Source organism: Rhizobium sp. SAFR-030 (assembly GCF_059415005.1).
In genome coordinates this window covers 324,781-342,454 of record NZ_JBPFDO010000001.1, presented here as the reverse complement: position 1 = coordinate 342,454, position 17,674 = coordinate 324,781, and the positions used below count along the sequence as shown (strand labels likewise).

Genomic DNA, 17,674 nt, shown 5'->3' with positions numbered 1-17,674 from the left:
CCCCGGATGATATGCCCTGCGTGGAATATTTCAATCGGTCTGCCACAACGAAAAAAGGCGGAGCCGAAGCCCCGCCTTTCCAATGACCGTATCCGGTCTCCGCGATTAACGCTTGGAGAACTGGAACGAACGGCGGGCCTTGGCCTTACCGTACTTCTTACGCTCGACGACGCGGCTGTCGCGGGTCAGGAAGCCACCCTTCTTCAGAACCGCGCGCAGGCTCGGTTCGAAGTAGGTGAGGGCCTTCGAGATGCCGTGACGAACGGCACCGGCCTGGCCGGAAAGACCGCCGCCGGCAACCGTGGCGATGACGTCGAACTGACCGGTGCGGGCAGCGGCGACAACCGGCTGCTGCAGGATCATCTGCAGGACAGGACGGGCGAAGTATGCCGTGAAGTCCTTGCCGTTGATGATGATCTTGCCCGAGCCAGCCTTGACCCAGACGCGGGCGACGGCGTTCTTGCGCTTGCCGGTCGCGTAGGAGCGGCCCAGCGTGTCGACCTTGCGTTCGCGCGACGGAGCGGCCTGAGCGGTCGTGCCGAGATCCTTCAGGGAAGAGAGGTCAGCCATGATCAGGCGCTCCTTACGTTCTTGGTGTTGAGCTTGGCGACGTCGAGGCTGACGGGCTGCTGTGCTTCATGGGGATGGTTCGAGCCGGCATAGACGCGCAGGTTCTTCATCTGGCGACGGCCGAGCGGGCCGCGCGGGATCATGCGCTCGACTGCCTTCTCGACGACGCGTTCCGGGAAACGGCCTTCGATGATGGCGCGTGCAGTGCGCTCCTTGATGCCGCCCGGGTAACCGGTGTGCCAGTAGTACTTCTTGTCGTTGTACTTGTTGCCGGTGAAGACGATCTTGTCGGCGTTGATGACGATGACGTTGTCGCCGTCGTCGACGTGCGGCGTGTAGGTCGCCTTATGCTTGCCGCGCAGACGGTTGGCGATGACGGTGGCGAGACGGCCGACGACGAGACCTTCGGCGTCGATCAGTACCCACTTCTTCTCCACCTCAGCGGGCTTCTGTACGAAGGTAGACATTGAGTTGCTCTCTTCTTCATGATCCCGGGAGCGAGGCAGGCCTCGACCGCGGGCGTTTCTTGTTGCTTGGTATGACAGGCGGACAGCGGCGGGATTGATCCACGCCAAGTCTTGACCTGCGCGGCTTATAGGCGGTGCGCCGAAAACGGTCAAGACAAGCGATTTTCCGCATCGGAAAATAAACTCAGATAAAACAGGGCGTTAGCAATGTGGTATTATGAGGCCACACAAATTACCGGGTATCCGGCTGGTTCTGACGCCGGACTGTTTCCATATAGCCGAGGACAGGGGATCACCGGAGGCCTATAGCCATGAATCACGATCGCTACGAACGTCAGTACATCGACGGCATCCTTGAGGATACCCGGACGATCGCCCTGCTCGGGGCGTCGCCCAACCCGGCGCGGCCGAGCCACGGCGTGATGGGCTTCCTGCTGTCGAAGGGCTACCAGGTGTTTCCGGTCAATCCCGGGCAGGCGGGCAAGCAGATCCTCGGCCAGATGGTCTATGCGCGGCTCGCCGACGTACCGCAGCCGGTGGACATGGTCGATGTTTTCCGCGCCGCCGAATATCTGGACGGTGTGGTGGACGAGGCGCTGGCACTGGAGACGCCGCCGAAGGTCATCTGGGGCCAGCTGTCGGTGCGCGACGACAAGGCCGCTGCCAAGGCCGAGGCGGGCGGTATCAAGGTGGTGATGGATCGCTGCCCGGCGATCGAACTGCGCAGCTGACGGTCTATCTACAGCCGTTGTCGCTGGCGCCGGGCGGGGTCCTGCGCTAGTCTCGCGGCACGGCTGGAGGCGGCCGGCCGCTCGCGCTTGTCTTCAAGCCTGGTGAACGCCTCCATGCGCCGGATCCTGAACGTTTCCCGTCAGGCGAGGGTGTTGGCAATGCGGGCACCAACAGGACTTCGCCGCCTGACGAAGGAACGGACATGCGCGATTACCGCGACGCAAAATCCATGGCGAAAGCCCTGCGGGAGGCACTTGCCGCCCACGACGCCCCCATCACCCATTCGCAAGCTTTGGAGATCGTCGCCCGTCAGTTCGGGCTCGCCAGCTGGAACATCCTCAGTGCCAGGATCGGCGACGGCATGACGCAAGATCCGATAGCCTTCGAACGCGCCGTGCCGATCGTGCGCATCTTCGATGTCGCCAAGGCACACGAATTTTACCTCGGCTTTCTCGGCTTCAGCGTTGATTGGGAGCATCGCTTCGGCAGTGACTTCCCGCTTTACACCCAGGTGTCGCACGCCGGCCTGCAACTGCATCTCTCCGAACATGCCGGTGATGCGACGCCCGGCGGCACGACCGTTGTCTACATGAAGGGCATCCGCGCGCTGCATGCGGAGCTGACCGCCCGGAACTACCGCTACATGCGACCGGGGCTGGAAGAGGTCGACGGCCGTCTGGAAGTGACGGTGACCGACCCGTTCAACAACCGCATCCGGTTCATGGAGGTCATTGGCCGCTGACATGCCGTGGTGTCGCAAGCCGGGCTGACCCGGAATTGCCACCCGGCAGGATGTGCCACTCTACCGTCGCGACGACGCCATGCGAGTGCGAGCCTGTTGACGACCGCCTGCCGGGCAAAGCATCTGATCAGGATGACAGCGGTTCAATTTTCACCGGCGGCTGGCTGCGCGGAATGATATTCCTTGATCGCAATCGAAGGACGGCCTTTGCTGGCCTCGCAGTTATAGGGCGGTGCCGATCTTCCGACGGAAGCCGACGAGCCCGAGTGGCAGACATTGATGGGAGGAGACGACATGGCAACCCATAACCCGGGATTTTCGACGCTTGCCGTTCACGCGGGCGCCGCACCGGATCCGACGACCGGCGCGCGGGCGACACCGATCTACCAGACGACGTCCTTCGTCTTCAACGACGCCGATCACGCCGCAGCCCTGTTCGGCCTGCAGCAGTTCGGCAATATCTATACGCGCATCATGAACCCCACCCAGGCGGTGCTGGAAGAGCGGGTCGCGGCGCTTGAAGGTGGCACCGCGGCGCTGGCGGTCGCGTCCGGCCATGCGGCCCAGATGCTCGCCTTCCACACGATCATGACGCCGGGTCGTAATTTCGTCGCGGCCCGCGGCCTCTACGGCGGCTCGATCAACCAGTTCGGCCACGCCTTCCAGAATTTCGGCTGGCAGGTTCGCTGGGCGGATGCCGCCGATCCGGCCGGCTTCGACGCGCAGATCGACGACAACACCCAGGCGATATTCATCGAGAGCCTCGCCAATCCAGGCGGCACCTTCGTCGACATCCAGGCAGTCGCCGACGTCGCCCACCGCCGCGGCCTGCCGCTGATCGTCGACAACACGATGGCCAGCCCCTATCTGGTGCGGCCGCTGGAGCACGGCGCCGACATCGTCATCCATTCGCTGACGAAATTTCTCGGCGGTCATGGCAATTCGATGGGCGGAATCATCGTCGACGGCGGCACGTTCGACTGGTCGGCCTCCGGCCGCTATCCGATGCTGTCTGAGCCCCGTCCGGAATATGCCGGTCTCGTCCTCCATCAGACGTTTGGCAATTTCGCCTTCGCCATTGCCGCCCGCGTGCTTGGCCTGCGCGATCTCGGCCCGGCGATATCGCCGTTCAACGCCTTCATGATCCTGACCGGCATCGAGACCCTGCCGCTGCGCATGCAGAAGCACAGCGACAATGCCGCAGCCGTCGCGCGCTGGCTGAAGGGTCACGACAAGATCGCCTGGGTCAACTATGCCGGGCTCGAGGAGGATCCCAACCATGCGCTGCAGCAGCAGTATTCGCCAAACGGCGCGGGCTCCGTCTTCACCATCGGCCTGAAGGGCGGCTACGACGCGGGCAAGGGCTTTGTCGAGGGGCTCAAGCTTTTCTCGCACCTTGCCAACATCGGCGATACCCGCTCGCTGGTCATCCACCCGGCCTCTACCACGCATCGCCAACTGACCTCCGACCAGCAGGTATCTGCCGGCGCCGGGCCGGATGTCGTGCGCCTGTCCGTCGGCATCGAGGATGTCGCCGACATCATCGCCGATCTCCAGCAGTCGCTCGAGAGGATCTGATCCGCATGACCCTTGTGCTATCGTTCGACATATCCGCCGTCGAGCCGGAGGAGGGCGCTCCGGCGCCCGACCGGCTGATCTCCGGGGAGCCGAAATTCCGCACCTGGAACGTCGAGGAAGCGGATGGCGGGGTCTATGCCGGCGTCTGGGAATCAACGCCTGGCAAGTGGCGCATCGTCTACGACGAGTGGGAGTATTTCCACATTCTCGACGGCTATTCGATCGTCACGGAAGAGGGCGGCGAACCGATCCATCTGCGGGCAGGCGACAGGCTGATCCTCAGGCCGGGCTTCAGGGGAAGCTGGGAAGTGGTTGAAACGACTCGCAAGGATTATGTGATCAGGCTCTGAGCCGGACGATCAGGCGCGGGCTAGAACGCCGTTGGCGAGCGCTGCTGCGGCGAGCGCCTTGTCGAACGTGGCGAGCTGCCCGTCGAGCCGCAGCGCCAGTTCCAGATAGGCGGCATCGTAGATCGTCAGTGCGTAGCGCTCGGCGAGATAGCGGATAGGCAGAAGCGGGATGTCCGTCTCGACTTTGATCGGCAGCTTGTCCATCCGGTTGAGCGCGTCGGTGAGTTGGTGCTGAGATAGTCTGCCACGCCGGAACGCCATGACACAGATGTTGGTCACCTCGTAGAGCCAGAGCGGCGGCACAAGACCGTCTGCGGACGCGAGCTTATCGAGAATGTTCTGGGCCGCCGGCACGTTCTCGTCCGGCAGCAGCCATGACGCAGTGACCGAAGCGTCGATGATGTAGAGCATCAGCCCTTCTGGCCCTCGCGCCGAAACTCGGCGAGTTCCTCGGCGGTGAAAGTAGGCATAGAGGCTCGCAGTTCCGCCAGATCGCGTTTCAGCGCTTCCATGTCGATGGGCTTCCTCGGCGCCCGCGGGGCTTTGAGCTCGACGACGCTCACGCCGCCCTCGGTGAGGACGACGGTTTCACCCTCGCGCACCAGAGTGATCAGTTCGTCGAACATCGTCTTCGCTTCATCAACCGTCACGTGGCGCATCGTCGGCTCCGGTGGGCTTTTTGATGTTGCTCTGACTATACACCGCACTGGCCGATCGGCAAAGAACAGCCAGCAGGGTGCCTGCGAGAAGGGAGGCGGCACTGGACGTCCTGCCTCAACGGAACGGCCGAACCCGCTGATCGGACTCTGCGTTCGAGGGTCCACGCCCTCACGTCTCCTCGCGAAAAGCCTTGGCGAACTCGGGCGAGGCGATGAAGGCCAGCGCTCGCCGCAGCTCTTCGGATTTCTCCTTGCCGAACGCCTTGTCGAAGCGCGCCTGCGCCTGCTCCCAGGCGGCCAGCATGGCCTGCTGCTGCCGGATCCCGTCCTGCGTCAACCGCACGCGTTTGGCCCGGCGGTCCTTGTCATCGACGACCAGTTCCACCAGCCCGTCGCGGATGAGCGGCTTCAGCGTGTGGCCGAGCGCCGAGAGATCCATCACCAGCGCCTCGGCCAGCATCTTCTGCGTCGGCATCCCCAGGTGAACGATCTGTGTCAGCAACGAGAACTGCGTGCCGCGCAAACCGGCATCACCCATCATGCCGTCATAGAGCTGGCCTAGCTGGCGTGCAGCCCGGCGCACCGCGCTGTGGGTACAGAACTCCCAGACACCTTGGTGCTGCTTGATCATCATCGTCTCCGTTGCGGTGCCGTCTCCACGCTTTAGGCGTCGCGTCGCTGTCCAGCAAGGCACGCGATCATTTGCCGGCCTTGCGCGATTGAAAGCAATTGCACCGATCTCTATTTAGTGGCATATACCAGTAAATCAAATCCCAGGAGATGGAAATGTCGTCACCGCTCGGAACTGCCCTTATCACCGGCGCCTCATCGGGCATCGGTTCTGTCTATGCGGATCGCCTGGCCCGGCGCGGCTACGATCTGGTGCTGGTCGCCCGAGATCGCGAGAGACTAACCGCTGCCAAGAGCCGACTCTCCGCTCAGTACGGCATCTCCGTCGATACGCTCGAGGCCGATCTGGTCGAGCGGGGCGACGTGCTGAAGGTGGAGGAGCGTCTGCGTTATGACCCGACGATCACGCTGTTCGTCAACAATGCCGGCGTCGGGCCGAACGGTCCGCTGCTCTCCAACGACCTCGACTATCTGGACCGCATGGTGGCGCTGAACGTCGTCGCAGCCAACCGTCTGGCAGTTGCCGCCGCGCAGATCTTTGTCGCCCGCAAGACTGGCGCGATCATCAATACGGCTTCGGTCGTCGCGCTGGCCCCGGAAATCTTCAACGGCACCTACAGCGCCACCAAGGCCTTCGTGCTCAGCCTGACGGAATCGCTGGCTGCGGACCTGAAGGATACCGGCGTGCGCATCCAGGCGATCCTGCCGGGCCTCACCCGCACCGAGATTTTTGATCGGGTCGGCTCGTCCATGGACAATCTCAACCCGGACATGGTGATGGAGGCGACCGACATGGTCGATGCCGCGCTTGCCGGTTTCGATCAGGGGGAGGTGCTGACCATCCCGTCGCTTTCCGAAGCAGGTCTGCTCGACAGCCTGCACGCCGCCCGCGCCGCCCTCGGGCCGCATCTGTCACTGAAGAACCCGGCCGCCCGCTACGGCGCGCCGCAGTCTATCGCCAGCTGAGGTCCAGCCGCTCCAGCCCGTGGAAATGATAGACGTCCTTGACCACGGGCGTCGCGGCAAGCATCAAGCCGGGCAGACGCCGGAACAGCAGCGGCAGGGCGATGTTGAGCTCCAGACGCGCCAGCGGCGCGCCGATGCAGAAATGGATGCCGGCGCCGAAGCTTAAGTTGGCGCCATCGGTGCGCTCCGGCCGGAACGTCAGCGGATTGGCAAATTTGCTCGGGTCGAGATTGGCGGCGGCGAGGATCAGGCTCACCTTGTCGCCGCGCCGGAACGACACGCCATCGACCTCGACATCCTCCAGAGCCCAGCGCTGAAAGATATGCACAGGCGCGCAGAGCCGCAGCGTCTCCTCCACCGTCCGCTCGGTCGTTGCCGCGTCGCCGAACAGTTCTGCGGGATCGCCTCCGCTGTCGAGGATCGCCCGAACCGAATTGCCGATCTGGTGCACCGTCGCCTCGTGACCGGCATTCAGCAACACGATGGTCGTCGAGACCAGCTCGTCCTCGGTGAGATACTGGCCCTTGTGCTCGGTGTGGATCATGTGGCTGAGCAGGTCGTCGCGCGGGTTTTCGCGGCGCTCGGCGATCACCGTCTTCACATAGGCGGCGAATTCTGCCGCCGACCGGTCGGCGGCGTCCTCGTCGGCGCGGCTGCGCTTGAACATGTACATGCCGACATAGTTGTGGCTCCACTTCAGGAGCTGCGGTCCCATCTCCTCCGGAATGCCGATCATCCGGGCGATCATCGTCACCGGAATGATGTCGGCAAAGCTCGACAGCAGTTCCGTCTCGCCCGCATCCACGAACCGGTCGATCAGCCGGTTGGCGAGCGTCTCGATCTCGCCGCTCATCTTCTCGACATGGCGCGACACGAAGGCACGGTTGACCAGCGTCCGCAACCGCGTGTGTTCGGGGGGCTCGATCTCCAGCAGCGAGTGACGCTCGGCGAGGTCGAAATTGCGGGTATGGGCGGCGGGCTCGGGCAGGCCAAGTTCCTCGCGGCTGGCGATGTGCAGGATCTGTCGTCCGAAACGCCTGTCGCGCAGCAGCGCGTTGACCTGCTCGTAGCCGCAGAAGAACCACTGCTTCTGCTCTTCCCAATAGAAGGTCGGAGCCTGCGCATGCAGCGCTGCATAGGTGGGGTTCGGATCGCCGTAGAAGCGGGGATCGCGGGCATCCAAGGAGACGCGACGGTTTGTGGGATCGATGCGCAGGAAATCGGACATGTCGGTCATGCCCGATGCCTAGACCATCCGCGCGGCGAGCAGAAGCCGATTTCCAGCGTCATTCACCGACCGCAATGCCTTCGCGCCGTGGGTCGGCACTGCCTACAAGACCGTTGGCTGTGATCTCGATTGCCTGCAGCCCTGAATTCATTTCCGTCGGGTTCACCTCGTAGCCAAGCGACTTCAGCGATTCGGCGAATTTTTCGGCCGAGGTGCCGGCCTCGATGTCGTATTTGCCGAAGCGGTTGATCAGGTGCGGCTGGGCGACGATCGCCTCGACCGGCATGCCCCAGTCGATATAGGCGATCAGCGCCTGCGCCACGTAGCCAATGATCTGGCTACCGCCTGGTGAGCCGATGGCGAGCAGCGGCTTGCCGTCCTTCATGACGATGGTCGGCGCCATCGACGAGCGCGGCCGCTTGCCGGGCTCCACGCGGTTGGCGACCGGCAGCGAGCCGTCATGCGTCTTGAAGGAGAAGTCGGTGAGCTCGTTGTTGAGCAGGAAGCCGCCGGTCATCAGCCGCGAACCGAAGCCGTTTTCAATGGTGGTGGTCATCGACACAACGTTGCCCTCGGCATCGACGATGACGAAATGGCTTGTCGACGGCAGCTCGATCGCGGCATCGCGGCCGAACAGCATCGCGTGATCCCAGGTCGGCTCGCCGGCCTTGACCTGATCGGTCGTCAGCGCCTTGTCCCCATCGAGCAGACGCGCGCGCTCGCCGAGATAGTCCTTCTTCATGAGGCCCTTGATCGGCGAGGGGACGAAGTCGGTATCGGCGAGATATCTTTCGCGGTCGGCAAAGGCGAGGCGCTGGGCGTCGCCGATCAGTCGCCAGCTTTCGACGTTCTGCGGGCCGAGCGCCTTCAGATCGAAGTTCTCGACCATGCCAAGCATCTGACCGATGGCAACCGCACCCGACGACGGTGGTCCCATGCCGCAGACGTCGAGCGCCCGGTACGTGGCGCAGACCGGCTCGCGTTCCTTGATCCGGTAGTTGGCAAGGTCGGTCAGCGACAGCACGCCGGGATTGCCGGCCGCCTCGCGCACGGTCCTGACGATGCCTTCGGCGATCGGTCCTGTGTAGAAGGCGTCCGCTCCGCCGGCGGCGATCGTCTTCAGCGTCTGCGCGAAGTCGGGGTTCTTCAGCACGGTGCCGGCCTTCAGCGGCGCGCCGGCCTGGTCGAAGAAATAGCCCTTCGGACCGTCATAGCGTTTCAGCTTGTCACCCTCGGTGGCGACCAGCCCCGCCAGTCGCGGCGAGACGGCAAAGCCCTCTGAAGCGAGCGTCTCGGCTCGTGCAAATAGCGTGGCCCAATCGAGCTTGCCGTAGCGTTTGTGGACAGTATCGAGCAGCCGCACGGTGCCCGGCGTGCCGACGGAACGACCACCTACAACGGCATCCATGAACTTCAGCGGCTGGCCTTTGTCGTCGAGAAACAGCTTGGGCGTTGCCTCCATCGGTGCCGTCTCTCGCCCGTCGAAGGTGGTCAGCCTTTTAGCCGCGGCGTCGTAGTAGACGAGGAACGCGCCGCCGCCGAGGCCGGAGCTCTGCGGTTCGACCAGGCCGAGCACCGTCTGCACGGCAACCATCGCGTCGATGGCATTGCCGCCCTTGGCGAGGATTTCGCGACCGGCTTCCGCCGCCAGTGGATTGGCGGCGGCGACCATGAAGCGCTTCGCCTCGCTGCGCTTGGCGGTGCTCGTCGCTGTCGCCCGCTCGGGTGCGATCGTGTCGGATGCCTGCTGGGCAAGGCATGCAGATGAAGAGAGGAGAAGCCCCGAAATAAGCGCCGCAATGGCCGGGATCGAATGGGTGCGCATGGTCGCCTCCGGATCTGTTGCTGCGCGAGTGTGGCCGATGGGATGGCCAAGGGCAAGGGCTGGAGCCGCCGCTCGGCGGAGGATTGGCTGCCCGCTGGTTCGCACCGCTGCTCGGCCTCTTGGTTCGCTGGGGGGAATCGCCTTACTCGAACCCTCCTGATCCTGCCGTACAGGAACCGGGTTTCAGCTGTCAGGACCGGTGGATTGCAGATTTTCGAGGTGCTTCCTATCTAGGACCGAGAGCGGCCATGCTCAGTTAAGGATATCGGCCTCTGCGTCTTGAAGTGCGGTGCTCCGACACTCTATGTAGGAAGCTGACCGATTGAGACGATTCCTGGCGCGATTCAGCCGTCAGCGCCTGTTGAAACAAAGGAACACCATGAGAAACCCCGTTGATACCGCTATGGCCCTGGTGCCGATGGTCGTCGAGCAGACCAACCGCGGCGAGCGCTCCTACGATATCTACTCGCGCCTGCTGAAAGAGCGGATCATCTTCCTCACCGGTCCGGTGGAAGACCATATGGCCTCGCTCGTCTGCGCCCAGCTTCTGTTCCTCGAAGCCGAGAATCCGAAGAAGGAAATCGCCCTCTACATCAATTCGCCGGGTGGCGTCGTCACTGCCGGCATGGCGATCTACGACACGATGCAGTTCATCAAGCCGGCCGTTTCGACGCTGTGCGTCGGCCAGGCCGCCTCCATGGGTTCGCTGCTGCTCGCCGCCGGCGAGAAGGGCATGCGCTTTGCCATGCCGAACTCGCGCATCATGGTGCACCAGCCGTCGGGCGGTTTCTCGGGTCAGGCCTCGGATATCGAACGCCACGCTCGTGACATATTGAAGATGAAAAAGCGACTGAACGAAGTCTATGTGAAGCACACCGGCCGCACGTACGAGGAGATTGAAAAGACCCTCGACCGTGACCACTTCATGGATTCGGACGAAGCGCTCACCTGGGGTGTGGTCGACAAGATACTGACCTCGCGTCTCGAGCTTGAAGGCGCAACGCCTGACTGACCACGCTTCCGCTTCGCCGGTGTCACCCCGTTGTGACTGAAAACAGGGGTTTCAACTGGCTGCGAACGCGCTAATAGTACCTATTAATGCTGTGTTGAATCATTATGACATAGCGTGCGGTCTGGACGGGGTTTTCGTTGCCACCGGGCCGGGGCCGACAGGTTCCATCCGGTAGAGTACCCCAGGAGCACGGCGGGCAAAGCTTCCTGCGAGGCTTTGCCGGCCGGCGAACGAAGTGTCCGCGCCCGTATGACGGGCGGTGTGCTGGAAGGGAAGTGATATGAGCAAAGTCAGCGGCAGCAACGGCGGCGACTCCAAGAATACGTTGTATTGTTCGTTCTGCGGTAAGAGCCAGCACGAAGTCCGCAAGCTGATTGCCGGACCGACGGTGTTCATCTGCGATGAATGCGTCGAATTGTGCATGGACATCATCCGCGAGGAGAACAAGACCTCGATGGTGAAATCCCGTGACGGCGTACCCACGCCGCAGGACATCATCAAGGTGCTCGATGAATACGTCATCGGCCAGAAGCAGGCGAAGAAGATCCTCTCCGTCGCCGTGCACAACCATTACAAGCGCCTGGCGCACGCCTCCAAGAACGGCGACGTGGAACTGGCGAAGTCGAACATAATGCTTGTCGGTCCGACCGGCTGCGGCAAGACCTATCTCGCCCAGACGCTGGCCCGCATCATCGATGTGCCCTTCACCATGGCTGATGCAACGACGCTTACCGAAGCCGGCTATGTCGGCGAGGACGTCGAGAACATCATCCTCAAGCTCCTGCAGTCGGCCGACTACAATGTCGAGCGGGCGCAGCGCGGCATCGTCTATATCGACGAAGTCGACAAGATCAGCCGCAAGTCTGACAATCCGTCGATTACCCGTGACGTGTCGGGCGAAGGCGTGCAGCAGGCGCTCCTGAAGATCATGGAAGGCACCGTTGCCTCCGTGCCTCCGCAGGGCGGCCGCAAGCATCCGCAGCAGGAATTCCTGCAGGTCGACACGACGAACATCCTGTTCATCTGCGGCGGCGCGTTCGCCGGACTGGACAAGATCATCTCGGCGCGTGGCGAAAAGACCTCGATCGGCTTCGGTGCGACGGTTCGCGCCCAGGACGAGCGCCGGGTCGGCGAAGTGCTGCGCGAACTGGAGCCGGAAGATCTGGTGAAGTTCGGTCTCATCCCGGAATTCATCGGCCGTCTGCCGGTCCTGGCAACGCTCGAAGATCTGGACGAGGATGCACTGATCCAGATCCTGTCGGAGCCGAAGAACGCGCTCGTCAAGCAGTACCAGCGCCTGTTCGAGATGGAAGACGTGGAACTGAACTTCCACGAGGACGCTCTTCGCGAAATCGCCAAGAAGGCGATCACCCGCAAGACCGGCGCCCGCGGCCTCCGTTCGATCATGGAAAAGATCCTGCTCGACACGATGTTCGAACTTCCGACGCTGGAAGGCGTTCGGGAGGTGGTGATCTCCGAGGACGTGGTTCGCGGCACTGCCCGTCCGCTGTATATCTACGCGGATCGCCAGGACGAGAAGGCCAACGTTTCGGCCTGACCGAGCTTTGCCAAGGCCGGGGGCGCGATCGTGCCCTTGGCCCTGTCGGCTTCAGGTGATGGCTGTTGCTCAGGCGCGGCCGTCACATGTCGGCTGGCACAGGCAGCATGGCAGCTGACGGCGGCTGTGCCTCGACTGCCGACCGGTCGGCCGCAACCCTTTCCGGGCGCCGTCTCTCGACCGGCCGAACGGTCTGCAAAATGTCGGCCGAGACAGTCACGCGTAAGCCTCCCGGCGCAAGGTTGAGGCTGCCGCAACGGCGGTGCGTGCGACGCGTAAGGCTTGAAAACATCATTCTGAACCTCCACTTTAGGGAGGAAAGAAAGCGTCCAGCCAACTGACTGGGCCGGTCCCCGGAAACGGGACGAGTGAAAGGAAATGACATGACGAATACAGCGTCTGCGGCACCTGGCGGGGAAGCCTATCCGGTCCTGCCTTTGCGCGACATTGTGGTCTTCCCCCACATGATCGTACCTCTGTTCGTCGGGCGCGAAAAATCCATTCGCGCGCTGGAAGAGGTCATGGGTTCGGACAAGCAGATCATGCTCGTCACCCAGATCAATGCCGGTGACGACGATCCGGCACCGTCCGCCATCCACAAGGTCGGCACGGTTGCCAACGTTCTTCAGCTTCTGAAATTGCCCGATGGCACCGTCAAGGTTCTGGTCGAAGGCCGCGCACGCGCCGAGATCGACACCTATACCGACCGCGAGGAATTCTACGAGGCGCACGCAAAGGTCCTGTCCGAGCCGGAAGAAGAGCCGGTCGAGGTCGAGGCACTGTCGCGCTCGGTGGTTTCGGAGTTCGAGAACTACGTCAAGCTGAACAAGAAGATCTCGCCGGAAGTGGTGGGCGCCGCAAGCCAGATCGAGGATTACTCGAAGCTCGCCGACACGGTCGCCTCGCATCTGTCGATCAAGATCACCGAAAAGCAGGAAATGCTGGAAACGGTTTCCGTCAAGCTGCGTCTGGAAAAGGCGCTCGGCTTCATGGAAGGCGAGATCTCGGTTCTTCAGGTCGAGAAGCGCATCCGCTCGCGCGTCAAGCGCCAGATGGAGAAGACCCAGCGTGAGTACTACCTGAACGAACAGATGAAGGCGATCCAGAAGGAACTCGGCGACGGCGAAGACGGCCGCGACGAGATGGCCGAACTGGAAGAGCGCATCTCCAAGACTAAGCTGACCAAGGAAGCCCGCGAAAAGGCGGATGCGGAACTGAAGAAGCTGAAGCAGATGAGCCCGATGTCGGCGGAAGCCACCGTCGTGCGCAACTATCTCGACTGGCTGCTGACCATTCCGTGGAACAAGAAGTCGAAGATCAAGACCGACCTGAATAATGCCGAGAAGATCCTCGAGCAGGATCACTTCGGCCTCGACAAGGTCAAGGAGCGCATTGTCGAGTATCTGGCCGTTCAGGCGCGTGCCACCAAGATCAAGGGGCCGATCCTCTGCCTCGTCGGTCCTCCGGGCGTCGGCAAGACCTCGCTCGCCCAGTCGATCGCCAAGGCGACCGGCCGCGAATACGTGCGCATGGCGCTCGGCGGCGTGCGTGACGAGGCCGAGATCCGCGGTCACCGCCGCACCTATATCGGCTCGATGCCCGGCAAGGTCATCCAGTCGATGAAGAAGGCGAAGAAGTCCAACCCGCTGTTCCTCCTCGATGAGATCGACAAGCTGGGCCAGGATTATCGCGGCGATCCGTCGTCGGCCCTGCTCGAAGTGCTCGACCCGGCGCAGAACTCGACCTTCATGGATCACTACCTGGAGGTGGAATACGACCTGTCGGACGTGATGTTCATCACCACGGCCAACACGCTCAACATCCCGGCGCCGCTGATGGACCGCATGGAGATCATCCGGATCGCCGGCTACACCGAGGACGAAAAGCGCGAGATCGCCAAGCGGCACCTGCTGCCGAAGGCCATCAAGGAGCATGCGTTGAAGCCGGAGGAATTCTCCGTCAGCGACGATGCGCTGATGGCGGTCATCCAGCAGTACACCCGCGAAGCCGGTGTTCGTAACTTTGAGCGCGAACTGATGAAGCTCGCCCGCAAGGCGGTCACCGAGATCATCAAGGGCAAGGCGAAGTCGATCGAGGTCACGGCTGAGAACATCCACGATTACCTGGGCGTGCCGCGCTTCCGCCATGGCGAAGCCGAGCGCGAGGATCAGGTCGGCGTGGTGACGGGTCTGGCGTGGACGGAAGTCGGTGGCGAACTGCTGACGATCGAAGGCGTGCTGATGCCGGGCAAGGGCCGCATGACGGTCACCGGCAACCTGAAGGAAGTGATGAAGGAATCGATTTCGGCAGCGGCGTCTTACGTCCGCTCCCGCGCCGTCGATTTCGGCATCGAGCCGCCGCGCTTCGACAAGTCGGACATCCACGTCCACGTGCCGGAAGGCGCAACCCCGAAGGACGGACCGTCCGCCGGTGTCGCCATGGCAACCGCCATCGTTTCGATCATGACCGGGATCCCGGTCGACAAGAACGTTGCGATGACGGGCGAGATCACCCTGCGTGGTCGCGTCCTGCCGATCGGCGGCCTGAAGGAAAAGCTGCTTGCAGCGCTTCGCGGTGGCATCAAGAAGGTGCTGATTCCGGAAGAGAACGCCAAGGATCTGGCGGACATCCCGGATAACGTGAAGAACAACATGGAGATCATCCCGGTATCCCGCATGGGCGAGGTGATCAGGCATGCTCTGGTGCGCCAGCCGGAGGCGATCGAATGGGACGGCACGGTGGAAACGCCGGTGATCGCCACCGTCGAAGGCGTCGACGACAACGGTGCTTCGCTCGCCCACTGACCGGGCCAGCCTGTGGAAATGACACGTGAATGAAAAAAAGGCCGGCATTTCGCCGGCCTTTTTTGTGCAAACACCGCGAACCCCCTTGTTTTTCAGGCCATCCCGGAGCTTTTGGGGATTGCGAAGGGGTCGTCGAAGGCAAGAGTCGCCCGACTGATCCGTGTGTGTGAACCCATTGAAAGGGGTGGAAACATGAACAAGAACGAATTGGTATCCGCCGTTGCCGAGAAGGCCGGACTCTCCAAGGCTGATGCTGCATCGGCTGTCGATGCCGTGTTTGAAACCGTCCAGGCTGAACTCAAGAACGGTGGTGACATTCGTCTCGCCGGTTTCGGCAGCTTCTCCGTTTCGCGCCGCGAAGCGTCGAAGGGCCGTAACCCCTCGACCGGCGCTGAAGTCGATATCCCGGCCCGTAATGTCCCGAAGTTCTCGGCCGGCAAGGGCCTGAAGGACGCCGTCAACAGCTAAGCTGTTTTTGCCGCGCCCGCTGCGCGGCGATCATCATAATCGAGCTTCGAGACCCGGTGCCTGGCGCCGGGTCTTTTTTTGTTCCGGCAGCCACGTTCCGGCCGCCTGCTACACGTCGGACGGCGGCAAGGCAGAGGTTGCATCCTCGGAACGAATGGTCTTCTATCCGCCGCCATCAGACGGAGCGCGACAGACCATGCATTACCTCATCACCGGAACCGCAGGCTTCATCGGATTTCATCTTGCCCGCAGGCTTCTGGAGGAGGGTCATCGGGTGACCGGGTTCGACGGGATGACCGCTTACTATAATCTGCGCCTCAAGGAGGCCCGTCACGCGGCGCTCGCGCAGTTTCCAAGCTTCCGCCCGGTGATCGGCATGCTGGAGGATCAGGCGCGGCTGGAGGCGGTGCTGGACGAGGGGACGCCGGACGTGCTTGTTCACCTCGCTGCGCAGGCCGGCGTCCGCTACAGCAACGAAAACCCCAAGGCCTATCTCGATTCCAACCTCGTCGGCACCTGGAACGTCCTGGAGCTTGCCCGGCGCGTGAACGTCGGCCACCTGATGCTCGCCTCCACCTCGTCCGTCTACGGCGCCAATGACAAGATCCCGTTTGCCGAGGCCGACCGTGCCGACGAGCCGCTGACCTTCTATGCTGCGACGAAGAAATCGACCGAGCTGATGGCGCACGCCTATGCGCATCTGCACAAGGTACCGACTACCGCATTCCGCTTCTTCACCGTCTACGGGCCCTGGGGCCGTCCGGACATGGCGCTCTTCAAGTTCGTCAAGGCCATGCTGGAGGGCGACGAGATCGAGATCTACGGCGAAGGCCGGATGAGCCGCGACTTCACCTACATTGACGACCTGGTCTCCGGCATCATCGCCCTGTCGAAGGTGGTGCCGAACGAGACCAACCGGGTGGAGACGGCGGGTGTCACCGACACGCTGTCGCGCCAGGCGCCCTACCGGGTCGTCAATGTCGGCGGCGGCCAGCCCGTCGGCCTGCTGGATTTCGTCGAGACCATCGAGAAGGTGATGGGCCGCCCGGCAGCTAAGAAACTGCTGCCGATGCAGCAGGGTGACGTGCCGCGCACCTATGCCAGCCCCGACCTGCTGGTGGCGCTGACCGGCGGCAAGCCGGAAACCGGGCTGGAGCAGGGGGTCCGGGCGTTCGTCGACTGGTATCTCGACAATCGCGACGCGCTGCAGCTCTGAAGGGGTGCACTTCCGACAGGCCTATCCACATCGCAGGTGGCGTCTGCGAGTCGTCAGCCAGTCGGTGGGTCGTATGTGAAGGGGAAGTGGGGGCGGCCACGTGGTCTCGTGTCAGCAACGTGACGTCAATCTGCCGCCCGACCCCGTTCTAAAGATAACGGCGGTCGCGCCCCCGGCCGCGCTTTTGGCAGACGGGACGGGCAGTGTCCAGCCCGAATGGAACGCGAGAAAGGCGAATCGATCGTACCGAATTCTTCGCTCGGGAGCTTCAACAGCGTCACCACAGCGGCAAGGGTCGGGGGATTCCTGCAGATCTATCCACCTGTGGAAGAGTTGGCCGAGAGGCCAGCCGAGCAGAGGAAGGAAGCGGTACGCAGAACGATTGAACCGTCGAGATGGCTCAGATCACATCAGTCGCCGCCAGACATCGATCAAATCATCAATGAGGAAAAGAATGGTGGGCGATGACGGACTCGAACCGCCGACATCCTCGGTGTAAACGAGGCGCTCTACCAACTGAGCTAATCGCCCGCTCGCTGGCCGGATCAAGTCCGCCGCGTCGGTGGCCGTGATCTATGCGGATCGCGGAAAAGACGCAAGAGTATTTATGGCCAAATGCGATTTTTTTTGAGTGGCAGCACCACCGATCTGGCGCAAATGCCTGTGGCGCACGGGCTTTGCCAGGCGGCCTCGACGTGGAAATCCCCAGCGGCGAAGCGGGCGGGGGAGGCGTGCTCTGTGCAAATTTTCTTCCGTCACGGTTTTGTCTTCGAAGCCGCTTGACACCCATCGGCGAACCCCTTAGAGACCCGCTCATCGACTGGTTATGCCGGTCGGCGGGGCCGGTTTTCGCCCCTTTGAAATGCGCG

General features: G+C 62.7%; 17 protein-coding genes and 1 tRNA gene. 10 read left to right on the top strand and 8 right to left on the bottom strand.

Features of this window, described 5'->3' with window-relative positions; all coding sequences use genetic code 11:
- Window positions 1–105: 105 nt before the first annotated feature.
- Together rpsI and rplM are read right to left on the bottom strand one after the other, a co-directional pair.
- Window positions 106–570, bottom strand: a complete 465-nt coding sequence (gene rpsI, locus ACR65N_RS01765) for a 30S ribosomal protein S9 (protein WP_430305142.1) — start codon at window positions 568–570, stop codon at window positions 106–108.
- Between the two features lie 2 nt (window positions 571–572).
- Entirely contained in the window at window positions 573–1,037 is a 465-nt protein-coding gene (gene rplM, locus ACR65N_RS01760) for a 50S ribosomal protein L13 (RefSeq protein ID WP_430305141.1), read from the bottom strand.
- A 311-nt stretch (window positions 1,038–1,348) separates the two neighbouring features.
- Here rplM and ACR65N_RS01755 point away from each other — a divergent pair, with 311 nt between their 5' ends.
- The 4 genes from ACR65N_RS01755 (at window position 1,349) to ACR65N_RS01740 (ending at window position 4,439) form a co-directional block, all read left to right on the top strand.
- Window positions 1,349–1,768, top strand: coding sequence for a CoA-binding protein (locus tag ACR65N_RS01755; protein WP_440455491.1), 420 nt, complete (start codon window positions 1,349–1,351; stop codon window positions 1,766–1,768).
- 203 nt (window positions 1,769–1,971) lie between these two features.
- Window positions 1,972–2,511, top strand: coding sequence for a glyoxalase superfamily protein (locus ACR65N_RS01750; RefSeq protein ID WP_440455490.1), 540 nt, complete (start codon window positions 1,972–1,974; stop codon window positions 2,509–2,511).
- Window positions 2,512–2,805: 294 nt separating this feature from the next.
- A complete protein-coding gene (locus ACR65N_RS01745) occupies window positions 2,806–4,089 on the top strand; it encodes an O-acetylhomoserine aminocarboxypropyltransferase (protein WP_440455489.1) in 1,284 nt (427 codons plus the stop codon).
- Window positions 4,090–4,094: 5 nt separating this feature from the next.
- A complete protein-coding gene (locus ACR65N_RS01740; RefSeq protein WP_440455488.1) occupies window positions 4,095–4,439 on the top strand; it encodes a cupin domain-containing protein in 345 nt (114 codons plus the stop codon).
- Window positions 4,440–4,448: 9 nt separating this feature from the next.
- Here ACR65N_RS01740 and ACR65N_RS01735 read toward each other — a convergent pair whose 3' ends face one another.
- From ACR65N_RS01735 to ACR65N_RS01725, 3 genes are all read right to left on the bottom strand, one after another.
- On the bottom strand, window positions 4,449–4,850 hold the full coding sequence (locus ACR65N_RS01735) for a type II toxin-antitoxin system VapC family toxin (protein WP_440455487.1): 402 nt from the start codon (window positions 4,848–4,850) through the stop codon (window positions 4,449–4,451).
- A complete protein-coding gene (locus ACR65N_RS01730; protein WP_440455486.1) occupies window positions 4,850–5,098 on the bottom strand; it encodes a type II toxin-antitoxin system Phd/YefM family antitoxin in 249 nt (82 codons plus the stop codon). Before ACR65N_RS01730 ends, ACR65N_RS01735 begins: the two co-directional genes overlap by 1 nt.
- A gap of 169 nt (window positions 5,099–5,267) precedes the next feature.
- Window positions 5,268–5,729 carry a MarR family winged helix-turn-helix transcriptional regulator gene (locus ACR65N_RS01725; RefSeq protein WP_440455485.1) on the bottom strand — a complete coding sequence of 154 codons (462 nt, stop codon included), beginning with the start codon at window positions 5,727–5,729 and terminating at the stop codon, window positions 5,268–5,270.
- Between the two features lie 149 nt (window positions 5,730–5,878).
- On the opposite strand from ACR65N_RS01725, the gene ACR65N_RS01720 reads away from it, so the two are divergent.
- Window positions 5,879–6,694, top strand: a complete 816-nt coding sequence (locus ACR65N_RS01720) for an SDR family NAD(P)-dependent oxidoreductase (protein WP_440455484.1) — start codon at window positions 5,879–5,881, stop codon at window positions 6,692–6,694.
- On the opposite strand, the gene ACR65N_RS01715 is transcribed toward ACR65N_RS01720, so the two are convergent.
- A complete protein-coding gene (locus tag ACR65N_RS01715) occupies window positions 6,681–7,931 on the bottom strand; it encodes a cytochrome P450 (protein ID WP_440455483.1) in 1,251 nt (416 codons plus the stop codon). The genes ACR65N_RS01720 and ACR65N_RS01715 overlap by 14 nt on opposite strands.
- A 49-nt stretch (window positions 7,932–7,980) precedes the next feature.
- The gene (gene ggt, locus ACR65N_RS01710) at window positions 7,981–9,747 is read right to left on the bottom strand and encodes a gamma-glutamyltransferase (RefSeq protein WP_440455482.1); all 1,767 of its coding nucleotides are present in this window, start codon (window positions 9,745–9,747) and stop codon (window positions 7,981–7,983) included.
- Window positions 9,748–10,126: 379 nt separating this feature from the next.
- On the opposite strand from ggt, the gene clpP reads away from it, so the two are divergent.
- The 5 genes from clpP to ACR65N_RS01685 all read left to right on the top strand — a co-directional run bounded on the left by clpP (window position 10,127) and on the right by ACR65N_RS01685 (window position 16,805).
- A complete protein-coding gene (clpP, locus tag ACR65N_RS01705; RefSeq protein ID WP_430305126.1) occupies window positions 10,127–10,759 on the top strand; it encodes an ATP-dependent Clp endopeptidase proteolytic subunit ClpP in 633 nt (210 codons plus the stop codon).
- A gap of 280 nt (window positions 10,760–11,039) precedes the next feature.
- On the top strand, window positions 11,040–12,317 hold the full coding sequence (gene clpX, locus ACR65N_RS01700; protein ID WP_430305125.1) for an ATP-dependent Clp protease ATP-binding subunit ClpX: 1,278 nt from the start codon (window positions 11,040–11,042) through the stop codon (window positions 12,315–12,317).
- 383 nt (window positions 12,318–12,700) lie between these two features.
- On the top strand, window positions 12,701–15,121 hold the full coding sequence (lon, locus tag ACR65N_RS01695) for an endopeptidase La (protein ID WP_440455481.1): 2,421 nt from the start codon (window positions 12,701–12,703) through the stop codon (window positions 15,119–15,121).
- A 192-nt stretch (window positions 15,122–15,313) separates the two neighbouring features.
- Window positions 15,314–15,589 (top strand): DNA-binding protein HupB, encoded by a 276-nt coding sequence (hupB, locus tag ACR65N_RS01690; RefSeq protein WP_430305122.1) that lies wholly within the window; start codon window positions 15,314–15,316, stop codon window positions 15,587–15,589.
- A gap of 196 nt (window positions 15,590–15,785) precedes the next feature.
- Entirely contained in the window at window positions 15,786–16,805 is a 1,020-nt protein-coding gene (locus ACR65N_RS01685; RefSeq protein WP_440455480.1) for an NAD-dependent epimerase/dehydratase family protein, read from the top strand.
- 455 nt (window positions 16,806–17,260) lie between these two features.
- Here the strand turns inward: ACR65N_RS01685 and ACR65N_RS01680 are convergent.
- Window positions 17,261–17,336 (bottom strand) — tRNA-Val (locus tag ACR65N_RS01680).
- Window positions 17,337–17,674: the final 338 nt, after the last annotated feature.